We start from the raw sequence: 15,300 nt of genomic DNA, 5'->3' as shown, positions 1-15,300 counted from the left end.
GAACGCAATGTAGGCGTTCCCCATGGAAGATGCGAATGGCGAATGTTCACCCCAGCCGTTCCAATACGGAACGCAATGAGCCACCCGTTTCACGCTTCGCGCCCGCTCGACCCGGTGTCGCTGCACCTGTTCATCGCCGTGTGCGAGGAAGGCAGCGTCGCGCGCGCCGCCGTGCGCGAGGCGATGGTGGCCTCGGCGTTGAGCAAGCGGCTGGGCGCGCTGGAGGCCGAGTTGGGCACCGCGCTGCTGGTGCGCCACGCGCGCGGCGTCGCGCCGACGCCGGCCGGCGAGGCGCTGCTGGCGCGCGCACGCGAGGTGCTGGCCGCGATGCAGCGCGCCCGCGCCGAACTGGGTGAGTTCGCCGACGGCGTGCAGGGCAGCGTGCGCGTGATGGCCAGCCCGTCGGTGCTCGCCGAGAAGCTGCCCGACGACATCGGCCGCTTCCTCGCCCGACACCCGCGGCTGCGAGTGAGCCTCGACGAGCGCGTCAGCGCCGACATCGTGCGCGCCCTGCTCGACGGGGCAGCCGACCTGGGCGTGCTGTGGGATCAGGTCGACGTGGCCGACCTGGTCGCGCGCCCCTACCGGCGCGACCGCCTTTGTGTGGTGATGGCGCCCGGACACCCGCTGGCGCGGCGTCCGTCGCTGCGGCTGCCCGACATCCTCGCGCAGCCGTCGGTCGGCGTCGCCCCCGGCGGGTTGATGGACCGGCTGCTGCGCCGCGAAGCCGCGCGCGCGGGGGCCGAACTGACGCACCGCATCCAGGTGTCCAGCATGGACGCGGCCTGCCGCATCGTCGCCGCCGGGCTCGGGCTGGCGGTGCTGCCGCGCGAGGTGGCCGTGCCGCACGCCGCCCCCGGGCGGCTGGCGCTGGTGCCGCTGGCCGAACCGTGGGCCGAAAGGCAGTTCGTCGTGCTGACGCGTGCGCGGGCGCACACCTCGGCAGCGGCGCGGCTGCTGGCCCAGGAACTCGAGTCGGCGGCCGGGTGAACGGCGGCGACGCGTTCAGCGCCGCGCCAGCACCCCCGCCAACGCCCGCCCGGTGTGCGTGCCGGCGGCCACCACCTGCTCGGGCGTGCCCGCGGCGGCGACACGCCCGCCGCCGCTGCCGCCCTCGGGGCCGAGGTCGATCACCCAGTCGGCCTCGGCGATCACGTCGAGGTCGTGCTCGATGACGACCACGCTGTGGCCGCCGTCGACCAGCCGGTGCAGCACGCGGATCAGCCGCTCGACGTCGGCCATGTGCAGCCCCACGGTCGGCTCGTCGAGCACGTACAGCGTGTGCCGCGGCTTCTGTCCCCGGCGCGTGACGTCGTCGCGCACCTTGCTGAGTTCGGTGACGAGCTTGATGCGCTGCGCCTCGCCGCCCGACAGCGTCGGGCTCGGCTGGCCCAGCGTCAGGTACCCGAGGCCGACGTCGTGCAGCAGCCGCAGCGGGTACGCGATGGCCGGCATGCTGGCGAAGAACTCGACCGCCTCGTCGACTTCCATCTGCAGCACCTCGCCGATGCTGCGGCCGCGCCAGCTCACCGCCAGCGTCTCGGCGTTGAAGCGCTGGCCGTGGCAGACCTCGCACGGCACCTTCACGTCGGGCAGGAAGCTCATCGCGACGGTGCGCACGCCCTGCCCTTCGCAGGCGGGGCAGCGGCCACCGCCCGATCCACCGGTGTTGAAGCTGAAGCGCCCGGGGCCGTACCCGCGCGCCTTGGCCTCGAGCGTCTCGGCGAACAGCCTGCGGATCGTGTCCCAGAAGCCGATGTAGGTCGCCGGGCACGAGCGCGGCGTCTTGCCGATCGGCGTCTGGTCGACCTCGAGCACGCGGTCGATGGCCTCGAAGCCGTCGATGCGCTCGCAGCCTGACCATGAGGGCTTGCCGCCGCGCTGGTTGCGGAACTGCAGGTTGGCCAGCAGCACGTCGCGCGCCAGCGTGCTCTTGCCCGAGCCGCTGACCCCCGTCACCGCCACCAGCCGCTGCAGCGGCACGCCGGCGTCGAGGCGCTGCAGGTTGTGCAGCGACGCGCCGCGCACCACGAGGCGGGGTGTGCCTTCGGCCGCCGGCCGGCGCGGCTGCAGCGGGTGGCGCATCGGCCGCTCGAGGAAACGCCCGGTGACCGATTCGGGGGCGCCGACGAGGTCGTTCGGTGAGCCCTGCGCGACGACGCGCCCGCCGCGCTTGCCGGCGCCGGGGCCGACGTCGATCAGGTGCTCGGCGCGGCGGATCGTGTCCTCGTCGTGCTCGACGACGACCAGCGTGTTGCCCATCGCGCCCAGGCGCTGCAGCGCGTCGAGCAGCAGCGCGTTGTCGCGCGCGTGCAGCCCGATCGTCGGCTCGTCGAGCACGTAGCACACGCCCTGCAGGTGGCTGCCGAGCTGCGCCGCCAGCCGGATGCGTTGCGCCTCGCCGCCCGACAGCGTCGGCGCCGCGCGGTCGAGCGTCAGGTAGCCCAGCCCGACCTCCTCGAGGAAGCGCAGCCGGCTCGCGATCTCGGCGACGACGTCGCGCGCGATCTGCGCATCGCGTCCTGCGAGCGCGAGGCCGTCGACCCAGCGCCGCGCATCCGACACCGACCACGCCGCCACCTCGCTGATCGCACGGCCGTCGAACGTCACCGCCCGCGCCGTCGGGTTCAGCCGCGCACCGCCGCAGTCGAGGCACGGCGCATCGACGACGCCCTCGACCTCGGGCTCCTCGCTCGGGAACGCCTGCTCGCGGCCCTTGTCGTCGTCGTCACGCCTCGAGTCGTCGAAGGCGCGGCGCTGCTCGCGCGTCAGCGCCAGGCCGGTGCCGACGCAGGTCGTGCACCAGCCGTGCTTGCTGTTGTAGCTGAACAGGCGCGGGTCGGGCTCGGGGTAGCTGGTACCGCACACCGGACAGGCGCGCTTGGTCGAGAACACCTTCAGCGCACCGATGCCGGCCGTCGACTGGCCGTCGTCCATCGCCGCCGCGAGCCCGTCGAGCGGGTGCAGCAGGTGCAGCACGCCGCGGCCGAGGTCGAGCGCCTTCGCCAGCGCGTCGCGCAGCTCGGCCTCGCGCGCCAGGTCGACGACGAAGTCGGCCACCGGCAGTTCGATCGTGTGCTCCCTGAAGCGGTCGATGCGCGGCCACGGGTCGACCTTCAGGAACTCGCCGTCCACCCTGAGGTGCGTGTGGCCGCGCGCCTTGGCCCACTTCGCGAGGTCGGTGTAGACGCCCTTGCGGTGGACGACCAGCGGCGCGAGCAGGCCGACGTGCTGCCCGCGGTGGTCGCGCAGCAACTGCGCGGCGATGCTCTCGACGCTCTGCGGGCGCACCTCGGCGCCGTCGTGCACGCAGTGCTGCAGGCCGAGCTTGACCCACAGCAGGCGCAGGAAGTGCCACACCTCGGTGGTCGTCGCCACCGTGCTCTTGCGCCCGCCGCGGCTCAGGCGCTGCTCGATCGCCACCGTCGGCGGGATGCCGTAGACCGCGTCGACCTCGGGCCGGCCCGCCGGCTGCACGATGCTGCGCGCGTAGGCGTTGAGCGACTCGAGGTAGCGCCGCTGCCCTTCGTTGAACAGGATGTCGAATGCCAGTGTGCTCTTGCCCGAGCCCGACACGCCGGTGACGACGTTGAACTTGCCGCGCGGGATGTCGACGCTCAGGCCCTTCAGGTTGTGCTCGCGCGCGTTGACGATGCGGATCGCCTCGTCGGCGGCGACGCGCGCGGCGTCGCGCCGCGCCTTCACGACGGCCTGCAGCGCGCGACCCTCCTCCACCCGGTGCCCGCCGAGCCCGAGGGCGCGTTCGTACTCGCGCAGCGCCGCGCCGGTGTGCGACGTCGGGTGCGCCTTCAGGTCGTCGGGCGTGCCGGTGGCCACCACCTCGCCGCCGCCGTCGCCGCCCTCGGGGCCGAGGTCGACGATCCAGTCGGCGCTGCGGATCACGTCGAGGTTGTGCTCGATGACCAGCAGCGAGTGCCCGGCGTCGAGCAGCTTGCGCAGCGCGCGCATCAGCTTGGCGATGTCGTCGAAGTGCAGGCCGGTGGTCGGTTCGTCGAACAGGAACAGCGTGCCCTTCTTCGCCAGCGGCTGCGAAGCCGGCCGTGCTGCGGCGTCGGCGAGGAAGCCGGCGAGCTTCAGGCGCTGCGCCTCGCCGCCCGACAGCGTCGGCACCGGCTGGCCTAGGCGCACGTAGTCGAGGCCGACGTCGACGATGGGCTGGAGCCGCGTGACGACGTCGCGATCGGCCTGGAACCAGTGCGCCGCCTCGGCCACCGTCAGCTCGAGCACGTCGGCCACCGACAGCTGCAGCGGTCCGCGCACCAGCTTGACCTCGAGGATTTCGGCGCGGAAGCGCTTGCCGTCGCAGTCGGGGCAGCGCAGGTAGACGTCGGACAGGAACTGCATCTCGACGTGCTCGAAGCCCGAGCCGCCGCAGGTCGGGCAGCGCCCGTCGCCGGCGTTGAAGCTGAACATGCCGGCGCCGTAGCCGCGCTCGCGCGCCAGCGGCGCGTCGGAGAACAACTGGCGGATCGCGTCGAACGCGCCGACGTAGCTCGCCGGGTTGGAACGCGCGGTCTTGCCGATCGGGCTCTGGTCGACGAACACCGCGTCGGCGAGCCAGTCGGCGCCGAGCAGGCGGTCGTGCGCGCCGGGGGCTTCGGTGGCCCGGCCGAAGTGGCGCGCCAGCGCCGGGTACAGCACGTCCTGGACCAGCGTGCTCTTGCCCGAGCCCGACACGCCGGTGACGACGGCCAGCCGCTGCAGCGGCAACTCGACGTCGACGCCCTTCAGGTTGTGCTCGCGCGCGCCCTCGACGATCAGCTTCGGCGTCGCCGCGTCGACCGTGCGGACGAGGCCCAGCCCCACCTGCTTGCGCCCGCCGAGGTACGCACCGGTCAGCGTGGCCGCGTGACGCGCCTCGTCGGGCGTGCCGTCGAAGACGATGCGCCCGCCGCGCTCGCCGGGGCCGGGGCCCATGTCGATCAGGCGGTCGGCGGCGAGCATCACCGCCGGGTCGTGCTCGACGACGACGAGCGTGTTGCCGGCGTCGCGCAGGCGGTGCATCGCCTCGACGATGCGGTTCATGTCGCGCGGGTGCAGGCCGATGCTGGGTTCGTCGAGCACGAACATCGTGTTGACCAGCGAGGTGCCCAGCGCGGTGGTCAGGTTGATGCGCTGGACCTCGCCGCCCGACAGCGTGCGGCTCTGGCGGTCGAGCGTCAGGTAGCCCAGGCCGACGTCGCACAGGTACTTCAGCCGCGTGCGCACCTCGCCCTGCAGCAGCTTGAGCGCCTCGTCGAGCACGGTGTCGTCGAGGTGCAGGTCGTCGAAGAAGCGCCTCAGGCGTTCGATCGGCAGCAGCATCAGGTCGTGCAGCGCGAGGCCCGGCAGCGCCTCGAGCTGCGCCTGCGTCCAGTCGACGCCGACCGGCAGGAAGCGCCGATACCGCGGGTGCCCCGGCGCGTCGCCGGCCAGCGCCGCGTCGGCGTCCGACTTCGAGCCGATGCGCCACAGCAGCGCCTCGCGCTTCAGCCGCGCGCCGCCACACGCGGTGCACGGCGTGTAGCTGCGGTACTTCGACAAGAGCACGCGGATGTGCATCTTGTACGCCTTGCTCTCGAGGTAGTCGAAGAAGCGCAGCACCCCGTACCACTGCTTGTTCCAGTCGCCGGCCCAGTGCGGCGAACCGTGGACGACCCAGTCGCGCTGCGCCGGCGTGAGCTGGTTCCACGCCGTGTCGCGCGGGATGCCGGCCTCGCCCGCGTACTTCAGCAGGTCGTCCTGGCACTCGGCCCACGCCGGGGTCTGCAGCGGCTTGATCGCGCCGTTGCGCAGCGTCTTGCGCCCGTCGGGGATCACGAGGCCGAGGTCGACGCCGATCACGCGGCCGAAGCCGCGGCAGGTCTCGCACGCGCCGTAGGCCGAGTTGAAGCTGAACAGCGACGGCTGCGGGTCGGCGTAGCGCAGGTCCGACTCGGGGCAGTGCAGGCCGGTCGACCAGCGCCACAGGTCGGTGCGGCCGTCCTCGTGCTGCACCTGCACGTCGACGCGGCCCCCGCCGCGCTTGAGCGCGGTCTCGATCGCCTCGTTGAGGCGCACCGACTCGGCGTTCGACGCCCGGAACCGATCGGCGACGACGTCGAGCACCTTGCGGCCGTCAACCAGGCGCTCGCCGTGCACGCGCGCGAAGCCGCTCGCCGCCAGCCACTGCTCGACTTCCGCGGCCGTGGTGTTCGCCGGCAGCTCGACCGGGAACGTCACCGTCAGCCGCGGGTCGCCGGCGGAGGCGGCGCGCGCGCGCAGGTCGGCCTGGATCGTCGCCGGCGTGTCGTGACGCACCGGCAGCGCGGTGACGCGGTCGAACAGCTGGCCGGCGCGCGCGAACAGCAGCTTCAGATGGTCGTTCAGCTCGGTCATCGTGCCGACCGTGCTGCGGCTGGTGCGCACCGGGTTGGTCTGGTCGATGGCGATCGCCGGCGGCACGCCGTCGACGCGGTCGACCGCCGGGCGGTCCATGCGGTCGAGGAACTGGCGCGCGTAGGCGCTGAAGGTCTCGACGTAGCGGCGCTGGCCCTCGGCGTACAGCGTGTCGAACACCAGGCTCGACTTGCCCGAGCCGCTGGGGCCGGTGACCACCGTCATCTCGCCGGTGCGGATGTCGAGGTCGAGGCCCTTCAGGTTGTGCTGGCGCGCGCCGCGGATGCGGATCCGGCCACGCTCGGTCGCGGGCGCCGCGTCGGGCACGGTCGCTTCGGGGGCGACGGCGGACGTGTCGGGACCGACGGGTGCGGACATGGCTCGGCAGGGCCTCGGGCGGGGCGGAGCCGGGCATTCTAGGGACCGCCCGCGACGCGTCGTCGCAATCGGTCGATGTCCCTCGTCCACCGCCGGCGGCAGGGCCTCGACGCCCGACCTCGCGGACCTGCCCGAGTGCACCGGCCGGCGCAGCGGAACCGGCGCCGACGGCCGACCGCCACGGTGCGAGCCCGCAGCGGGCGCCGCGCTACAACCGCCGGTGGGCCAGCGCGGGCAGCTGCAGCCGCACTTCGCGCTGGCGCGCCGCGTCGACGTCGGCGATCACCACGCCGGGGCCCTCGTCGCGCACCGCCAGCACCTCGCCCCAGGGGTCGACGACCATGCTGTGGCCCCAGGTGCGGCGGCCGTTCTCGTGCACCCCGCCCTGCGCGGCCGCGATTACGTGGCACTGGTTCTCCACCGCACGCGCGCGCAGCAGCAACTCCCAGTGCGCGCGGCCGGTGGTGTAGGTGAACGCGGCCGGCACGCTGATCAGGTCCAGCGGCTGCGCGTCGCCGTAGGTCATCGCGCGGTACAGCTCGGGGAAACGCAGGTCGTAACACACGCTCAGCCCGACGCGCAGCCCGGCAGCGCGCAGCGTCACCGGCTCGGCGCCGGGTTCGAGCACACGCGCTTCGTCGTAGCTCTCGCGGCCGTTGTCGAACGCGAACAGGTGCAGCTTGTCGTAGCGCGCGGCGCGCGTGCCGTCGGGGCCGTAGACGCAGCAGGCGTTGCGCACGCGCGCGCTGCCGGGGCTGCGCATCGGCAGCGTGCCGCCGATCACCCACAGCGCGTGCGCCTTGGCCTGCGCGGCGAGGAAAGCCTGGATCGGGCCGGCGCCGCCGGTGTCGAGCGGCCGTTCGCCGGCGTCGTCCTCGGCGTGGCGCAGCTTGTCCTCCTCGGCGCCCATCAGGCAGAAGTACTCGGGCAGCGCGACCAGTGCGGCGCCCTGCGCGGCGGCATCGGCGATCAGCGCGGCGGCATCGGCGAGGTTGCGCTCGACGCCGGGCGTCGAGACCATCTGCAGGGCGGCGATCTTCATCGGGCGGTCCTCGGTGTCATTGCGCGGGGGTGGTCGCGGCGGCGGGTTCGTCGACGCGCGGCGGCGCCTCGGCGGTGCGCTCGACGCGGTCGACCTTCGGGTCGGCCCAGCTGCCGTGCACGTGGAATTCTCGCGTGCCCGCGGCCATCAGCGGCTGGCGCAGGAACAGCTGCGCGACGAAGCTGCCCAGCCCGACGGCCGGATTGATCAGCGAGTACACGAGCGACGCGGTGCCGGCGTTGATCTCGGGCACGACGATCACGCGCAGGTCCTGCGTCTCGCGCGCGAGGTCGGCCTCGCCTTGCATCAGCACCGCGGCCTGCAGACCGCGCATGCGCAGGTTCTCGGTGCGCGCGACCCCGGCGCGCACGGTGACGTCGCCGGCGACGTCGTCGAACGCGAAGCCTTCCTGGAACAGGTCGCGGAAGTCGAGCACCAGCCGGCGCGGCAGCGCCTGCAGGCTGAGCACCGACAGCAGCCGCGCGGCGCCCGGCTCGGCCTTCAGGAAGCGCCCCTTCTCGAGGGCCAGCTGCATGCGCCCGTCCATCGACGGCGGGTGCGGCGCCAGCGGCGAGCCCTGCCACGAGACCTGACCCTCGAGCCTGCCGGCGCCGCCTTGCAGCGCGTCGGGCAGGCCCAGCCGCGCGAGCAGCGCACCGGCGTCGGCCAGGTCGAGGCCGAAGTCGGCGACCATGCGCGCCGGTTCGCGTGGACCGGCGGGGCGCCAGTGGCCGGCGGCGCTGAACGCGGCGTCGGCCTTTGCCAGCCGCAACGTCGACAGCCCCCACTCGTGGGCGCCGCCCGGCAACCCGCCGGTCACGGCCTCCACCTCGAGGCGGCCGAGCTGCCGGCCGCGCAACTCGAAGCGGTCGACGACGACGTCGAGCGCCGGCACGCGCTGCGGCGCGCGGTCGAGCAGCGTCTCGACCTGTGCCTCGTCGCTGCGCGGCAGCGCCAGGCGCGACAGCCGCGCGCGCAGGCCGCCGGGCGCGGCCGGCGAAGGCGGCTGCCACTCCAGGTAGCCGGCCAGCTGGTCGGCCTCGACGCTGGCACGCCAGGTGCCGCCCGGGGCCTGCGACAGCCCGGCGACGACGCCGCTCAGGCGGCGGCCGTCGGCGCGCAGTTCGTCGGCGCGCAGCGCCACCTGCCGCGGCGCATAGCCACCCCCGCCTTGCGCGCCGCCGACCGCGGCGAGCACCGCCTGCCACGCCGGCACGTCGAGTTGCGCAAGCGTCGCCACCGCGGCGACGCCCGACGCCGGCCACGGTGCCGGCGCGCCGACGCCGATGCCGCCGCGGCGCACGGTGACCCGCCCCCCGGCATCGAACTCGCGCTCGAAACGCGCCTGCAGCACCGTGCCGAGGTCGACGCGCAACTCGTCGCGCCCTGCAAGCTGCTGCGGTGCGACGCTGTAGCGCAACGGCAGCGACGCCGCGGCCGCCTTGTCCAGCGGCGCCGGCAGCCGCAGCGCCAGGCCGACCAGATCGCTCGACAGCACGAGCGCCGGCTCGGCGTCGTCGCGCCGCCAGTCGAGCTGCAGCCGGTACGCCGCCTCGCCGTCCAGGCGCGTCGCGAGCTGCGCCAGCGCCGGCAGCTCGCGCGACTGGCGCATCGCGTCGGCGCGCGCGCGCCCCTGCACCAGCAGCTGCAGCAGGCCGTCGGCGCCGCGGCCGCCGTCGAACGTGGCCTCGCCGCCGAACACGCGCGCACTCGCGTCGCGCAGCCGGAAACCTTCGTGCGTGAAGTCGATGTGCCCGCGTGCCGCGGCCAGCAGCGGCAGCGACGGCGCCAGCCGCAGGTCGTTGCCTTCCAGGCGCAGCGAGCCGCGCACGCCGCTGGCGTGCAGGTCGTCGAGCGGCAGGCGGATCGCCAGCTGCAGCTCGCCGTCACCGGCGACGCTGGCACCGGCGAGCGTGTCGTCGATCCAGCCACCCACCGGCGACGCGTCGAGGTAGCGCAGCAGGCCCGACGCCGGCCCGCGCGCGGTGCCCTCGACCAGCAGCACCGGGTGGTGGGTGAGGTCGGCGATCGAGGCGTGCACGCCGCTCATCGCCAGACCGAACACCCGCGCGCCGGCGTTGCGCACCGCCATCGACGCGCGGCGGAACTCGATCTCGCCCGACACCTCGGTGAACGCCGGCCACTCGGAAGCAAACCCGGGCACGTCGGGCACGTACGCCAGCGTCAGCCCCTGCGCGCGGCCGGCGATGCGGAACTCGCCGTCGCTGCCGTTGTGGAACGGGAAGTCCCACAGGTCGCCGCGCACCTCGAAGCGCGCGGCACCGATCGTGCCGCCACGCACCGCGCCCGAGACGTAGTCGCGCGCCACCGCCGGCAGGCCCAGCGGCAGGTAGCGCGCCACCGCGTCGGCGCGGCCCTCGTCGATGCGCCCGGCCAGCTCGAGCCGGCCCGGGAAGCGCGCGCCGCGACCGAAGCCTTCGCCGTCGCCGCTGCGCCAGACCGCATCGAAACCGCCGCGTGCGTCGGCGTTGGCGAAGCGCGCGTCGCGCACGCGCAGCGTCAGCTGCGGCGCGGCGTCGCGGCGCGGCTCGATCTGCCAGTCGAGCCGCGCCGCGAGCCGGCGCAGCGGCAGCTCGGGGTCGGCGAACACGCCCGGCAGCAGCAGCGCGCCGCGGTCGAACGCGATCTGGGCCTGGCCGCCCTGTTCGTTCGCGTCGAGCTCGATGCGCGCGCCGCGCCAGCCCGGTCGCCCGGGCGTGGGCCGACCGTCGATGTCGGGCGCCGGCCGCGCGGCGAGCGACAGGTCGTGCAGCTCGGCCCTCACGCGGTACTGCCGCGGCGCGTCGAGCGGGCCGTCCCAGCGCGCGTCGAGCTGCTCGACGCGCCCGCCCGGTTGCAGTTCGGCGAGCAGCGCGCCGACGGCGTCGCCCAGCGGCAGGTGCGCCGCCACCGCCGCCATCAGCGCGAGGTCGAGACGGTCGGCGCGGAACTCCCCGCCGGTCGGCGCGTCGCCGCGGCGCTGGCGCAGCGCCAGGTGCAGACGGCCCGCGGGCCACTCGCGACCCGCGGCGTCGGTGAAGCCGAAGTCGCTCGCCGCGAGCGTCAGCGCGTCGTCGTCGCGCCGCGCCGTCAGGCGGCCGAAGATGCGCTGGAGCTGCAGCGGCTCGACGGTCGGCGCCAGCCGCAGCGCGACCGATTCGAACGCCAGGTCGACGGTCGCCGACACCGGCTCGCCCTGCGCGAACTGCGCCCAGCCGCGCAGGGCGCCCTGGCCCCCGCGCCACTCGAACGGCAGGTCGACGTAACGCCGCAGCGCGCCGGCATCGATGCGCGGCAGTTCGGCGTAGACCTCGCCGCCCAGGCGCTGCCAGTCGTCGCGCCGGCCGAGCAGCGGCGACGCGAGCTTCGCGCGCAGCGTGAAGCGCTGGCCCCAGTCGTGCGGCGGCGTGGCGTCGACGCGCAGCTCGTGGCGCCGGCCGCGGTTGCGCAGCACCAGGTCGACCGCCTCGAGCGCCAGCGGCGGGGCCAGCCGCAGCTCGTCGACCCAGCGCAGCCGCGCGCCGCGCAGCACCACCTCGCGCTGGCGCAGCAGCCAGGCCGCGAATGCGCCGTCGGCGCCGGCCGCGGCGTCGGCGGCGAGGTCGAAGCCGGCCAGGTGCAGGCGGCCGTGCGCGTCGCGGCGCAGTTCGACCTGCGCGCCCTCGACGTGCAGTTGCTGCAGTTGCAGTTCGAGCGCCAGCAGCGAGCGCGCCGCCGGGGCCGCGGCCACGCGCGGCAACCGCAGCGCCTCGCGCCCCTCGGCGTCCAACAGCACGACGTCGTCGAGCTCGAGCGCCGGTACCCAGCCGCTGGAGCGCACACGGATGTCGCCGATGCGCACCGGCATGCCGAGCGCGCGGCTGGCCTGCTGTTCGATCTGCGGCAGCCAGGCGCGCGCGTTGGGCAAAATCCCCCAGTGCAGCGTCAGCCAAGCGAAGAGCAATAAGCTCCACAGTCCAAACACCGCGACCAGCGCGACACGGCCGGCGATGCGCAGCAGCGACGCCCGCGGCGGTGGCAGCAGGTCGTCATCGGCATCGGGACGGGACGGAGGCTTCGGCATGTCGACACGCCAGCCGCGCACGCGCGGGTTGGATCCGATCGTGAGCGGTCGCTCGGGCCTCGATCCCGCCTGGCGCGGGGCAATCTAGCACAGACCCCCGCGGTGTCGACGCGTTCCAGCCCCCCTGCGCCGGTCCCGGGCGCTGCCGTGCCCGGCGTGCCCGCCGACCACAGCCGTTTCGTGCAGCGCGTGCGCCGCCGCTACGCCGGCGAACTGCCGCTGCTGCGCGCCGGTGTGCCCGACGCCGAGGCGATCGACGCGCTGATCGACGCGCTGATCGCCGGCGGCCGCATGCTGCCGGCGGCGATGCGCGTGGCACGCCAGCTGGTGCTCGAACGGCTCGCGGTGCTCGACGTCGAGCACGGTGCGTCGCTCGACGCGGTCACGGCGGCGATGACCGCGCTCGCCGAAGTCACGCTCGGCCGCGCGCTGGCGCAGGCGCATGCCGACGAAGGCCTGCGCCACGGCCGGCCGCGCGACGCCGCCGGCGGTCCGATCGAGTTCTGGATCGTCGGCATGGGCAAGCTCGGCGCGCGCGAGCTCAACGTGTCGTCGGACGTCGACCTGGTCTACGTCTACGAGGACGAGGGGCACACCGACGGCGAGCAGCCGATCAGCGCGCACGAGTACTTCTCGAAGGTGGCGCGCAGGCTGTACACGCTGATCGGCGAGACCACCGAGGACGGCTTCGTGTTCCGCGTCGACCTGGCGCTGCGGCCCAACGGCATGTCGGGTCCGCCGGTGGTCAGCCTGGGCATGCTCGAGGAGTACTTCCTGGTGCAGGGTCGCGAGTGGGAGCGCTTCGCGTGGCTGAAGAGCCGCGTCGTCGCGCCGCCGGCCGCGGTGGTGACCGGGCGCGCCGGCCAGCTGCGTTCGCTGGTCACGCCCTTCGTCTACCGGCGCTACCTCGACTACGGCGTGTTCGAGGGGCTGCGCCAGCTGCACGCGAAGATCCGCGACGAGGCGCAGCGTCGCGCCGCCGGACGCCCCGAGCGCGCCAACGACGTCAAGCTGTCGCGCGGCGGCATTCGCGAGATCGAGTTCATCGTGCAGCTGCTGCTGGTCGTGCGCGGCGGCCAGTTCCCCGAGATCCGCACGCGCTCGACGCTGCGCGGGCTGCAGCGACTCGTCGCGCACGGGCTGATGAAGCCCGAGACCGCGGCGCGGCTGGCCGAGGCCTACGAGTTCCTGCGCCGCATCGAGCACCGCATCCAGTACCTCGACGACCAGCAGACGCACCTGCTGCCCGGCGCCGACGGCGACCTGCGCTGGATCGCCGGCAGCCTGGGGCTGGCGTGCAGCGCCGACGCCTGCGAGCTGCTCGACCGGCTGTGCGCGACGCGCGAGTTCGTCGCCACCGAGTTCGACGCGCTGCTGCACGACGGCCAGCCCTCGTCGGGCAGCGCGCGCAACGGCTGCCGCAGCTGCGGCACGACGCCGATGTCGATCGACAGCGAGCGCCTGCTCGACACGCTGCCGCCGGCGCTGGCCGAACGCGTGCGCGCGTGGACGCAACAGCCGCGCGTGCAGGCGCTGCGCGACGAGGGCAAGCTGCGCCTGGGCAGGCTGGTGCAGCGTGTGGCCACCGCGGTGCAGCGCGACGAGGCCACGCCCGAGGCGGCGCTGCGCTTCGTCGACTGGGTCGAGCCGCTGCTGCGCCGCGAGAGCTACCTCGCGCTGCTCGTCGAGCGCCCCGAGGTGCTCGGCCGGCTGTTGCGCCTGCTCGGCCTGGCGCGCTGGCCGATGCGCTACCTGATGCGCCACCCGGGCGTGATCGACGAGCTCGCCGACGCGCGGCTGCTCGGCGGGCGCTTTGACGCGGTGGCGTTCCGGCGCGAGCTCGAGGAGCGCCACGCCGCCTGGCAACGCGCCGGCGAAGCATCGGAGGAAGCGCTGCTCGACACGCTGCGCCGCGCGCACCACGCCGAGGTGTTCCGCACGCTGGTGCGCGACGTCGAGGGTCGCATCACCGTCGAGCAGGTCGCCGACGACCTGTCGGCGCTGGCCGACACCGTCGTCGCCTGCACCATCGACTGGGCCTGGGCCGGACTGAAGCAGCGCCACCGCGACGACCCGCGGCTGGCAGTGATCGCCTACGGCAAGCTCGGCGGCAAGGAGCTCGGCTACGGCGGCGACCTCGACGTGGTGTTCCTCTACGACGACGACGACGAGCGCGCGGCCGAGGTCTACGGCGCTTTCGCGCGCCGGCTGATCACCTGGCTGACGCTGCGCACCGCCGCCGGGGAGCTGTTCGAGATCGACACCGCGCTTCGGCCGAACGGCAACTCGGGGCTGCTCGTGACTTCGCTGCGCTCGTTCGAGGCCTATCAGCAGGGCCGCGGCAGCAACACCGCGTGGACCTGGGAGCACCAGGCGATCACGCGCGCGCGCTGGTGCGCCGGCGCGAGCGACCTGGCCGCGCGATTCGAGGCGGTGCGACGGCAGGTGCTGTGCGCGCCTCGCGACGCCGCCGCGCTGCGCGACGAGATCCACGCGATGCGCGACAAGGTGCGCGCCGCGCATCCTGGGCGCGAGGGCCTGTTCGATGTCAAGCACGGCACCGGCGGCATGATGGACGCCGAGTTCGCGGTGCAGTACCTGGTGCTGGCCCACGGCGCGGCGCACGCGCCGCTGCTCGACAACGCCGGCAACATCGCGCTGCTGCAGCGCGCCGAGGCGGCGGGGCTGCTGCCGGCGGGCGTCGGTGCCGCCGCCGCCGACGCGTACCGCGAACTGCGCCGCGCCCAGCACCGCGCGCGCCTCGACGAGCAGCCGACACAGTTCCCCCCCGACACGCTCGCGGCGCAGCGCGCGGCCGTCGTCGCGCTGTGGCACGCGGTGTTCGGCTGAGCACGAACACGGGCGCGACGGCCTGGCTCGCGCTCGGCGCGCTGCTGGCCGGCGGCGCCGCCGCCGGCGCGCTGGCGCCGAGCGCGGCGCTCGACTGGCAGCCGCAGCTGGCGTGGCGCGAGCCGTGGCGGCTGTTCAGCGCGGCCTTCGTGCACTGGAGCACGCCGCACCTGGCGGTGAACCTGCTGGGCACCGCGGTCGTCGTCGCCTGGGGCTGGGTCGCGCGCGTGCCGCGCGCCGCTGCGCTGGCTTGGGCGCTGGCCTGGCCACTGACCCACGCGGCGCTGGCGCTGCAGCCGCAGATCGCGCACTACGGCGGGCTGTCGGGGATCCTGCACGCCGGCGTGGCCGTCGTCGCGGTGCACCTGCTGCGTCACGCGCGCGGCACGCGGCGCGGCATCGCCGCGGCGGTGCTTGCCGGGCTCGCGGCAAAGATCTTGCTCGAGGCCCCGTGGCGCGGGGCGCTGCAGGCGTCGGCAGCCTGGGACTTCGCCCTCGCGCCGCTGGCGCACGCGGCCGGTGCCGTCGCCGGCACCGTGCTCGGCGCGTGCGCGACATGGCGTGCACCGCGAAGCCGATAGCATCCCGG

General features: G+C 74.6%; 6 protein-coding genes. 3 read left to right on the top strand and 3 right to left on the bottom strand.

The features are described from left to right. Window positions 1–75 precede the first annotated feature (75 nt). Window positions 76–990: a LysR family transcriptional regulator gene (locus tag PKC53_RS04760; RefSeq protein WP_324426851.1), complete on the top strand. Its 915-nt coding sequence runs from the start codon at window positions 76–78 to the stop codon at window positions 988–990. A gap of 15 nt (window positions 991–1,005) precedes the next feature. Here PKC53_RS04760 and uvrA read toward each other — a convergent pair whose 3' ends face one another. The 3 genes from uvrA to PKC53_RS04745 all read right to left on the bottom strand — a co-directional run bounded on the left by uvrA (window position 1,006) and on the right by PKC53_RS04745 (window position 11,861). Continuing rightward, window positions 1,006–6,756 (bottom strand): excinuclease ABC subunit UvrA, encoded by a 5,751-nt coding sequence (uvrA, locus tag PKC53_RS04755; protein WP_324426849.1) that lies wholly within the window; start codon window positions 6,754–6,756, stop codon window positions 1,006–1,008. 208 nt (window positions 6,757–6,964) lie between these two features. Continuing rightward, window positions 6,965–7,798: a carbon-nitrogen hydrolase family protein gene (locus PKC53_RS04750; RefSeq protein ID WP_324426847.1), complete on the bottom strand. Its 834-nt coding sequence runs from the start codon at window positions 7,796–7,798 to the stop codon at window positions 6,965–6,967. Window positions 7,799–7,814: 16 nt separating this feature from the next. After that, window positions 7,815–11,861 carry a YhdP family protein gene (locus tag PKC53_RS04745; protein ID WP_324426845.1) on the bottom strand — a complete coding sequence of 1,349 codons (4,047 nt, stop codon included), beginning with the start codon at window positions 11,859–11,861 and terminating at the stop codon, window positions 7,815–7,817. A gap of 147 nt (window positions 11,862–12,008) precedes the next feature. On the opposite strand from PKC53_RS04745, the gene glnE reads away from it, so the two are divergent. Then, window positions 12,009–14,711: a bifunctional [glutamate--ammonia ligase]-adenylyl-L-tyrosine phosphorylase/[glutamate--ammonia-ligase] adenylyltransferase gene (gene glnE / locus PKC53_RS04740; protein ID WP_324426843.1), complete on the top strand. Its 2,703-nt coding sequence runs from the start codon at window positions 12,009–12,011 to the stop codon at window positions 14,709–14,711. Then, the gene (rrtA, locus tag PKC53_RS04735; RefSeq protein ID WP_324426841.1) at window positions 14,690–15,292 is read left to right on the top strand and encodes a rhombosortase; all 603 of its coding nucleotides are present in this window, start codon (window positions 14,690–14,692) and stop codon (window positions 15,290–15,292) included. Before glnE ends, rrtA begins: the two co-directional genes overlap by 22 nt. The last annotated feature ends 8 nt before the right edge of the window (window positions 15,293–15,300 follow it).

Origin of the sequence: Azohydromonas sp., from assembly GCF_035325925.1 — a bacterium.
In the GTDB taxonomy this organism is placed as follows: domain Bacteria; phylum Pseudomonadota; class Gammaproteobacteria; order Burkholderiales; family Burkholderiaceae_C; genus Calidifontimicrobium.
This window is presented reverse-complemented; position numbering and strand designations above follow the sequence as displayed.

Excerpts from the sequence above, each read along its gene's own strand:
- PKC53_RS04760 (WP_324426851.1), top strand. The coding sequence starts at position 76 with ATGAGCCACCCGTTTCACGCTTCGCGCCCGCTCGACCCGGTGTCGCTG.
- uvrA (WP_324426849.1), bottom strand. The coding sequence starts at position 6,756 with ATGTCCGCACCCGTCGGTCCCGACACGTCCGCCGTCGCCCCCGAAGCG.
- PKC53_RS04750 (WP_324426847.1), bottom strand. The coding sequence starts at position 7,798 with ATGAAGATCGCCGCCCTGCAGATGGTCTCGACGCCCGGCGTCGAGCGC.
- PKC53_RS04745 (WP_324426845.1), bottom strand. The coding sequence starts at position 11,861 with ATGCCGAAGCCTCCGTCCCGTCCCGATGCCGATGACGACCTGCTGCCA.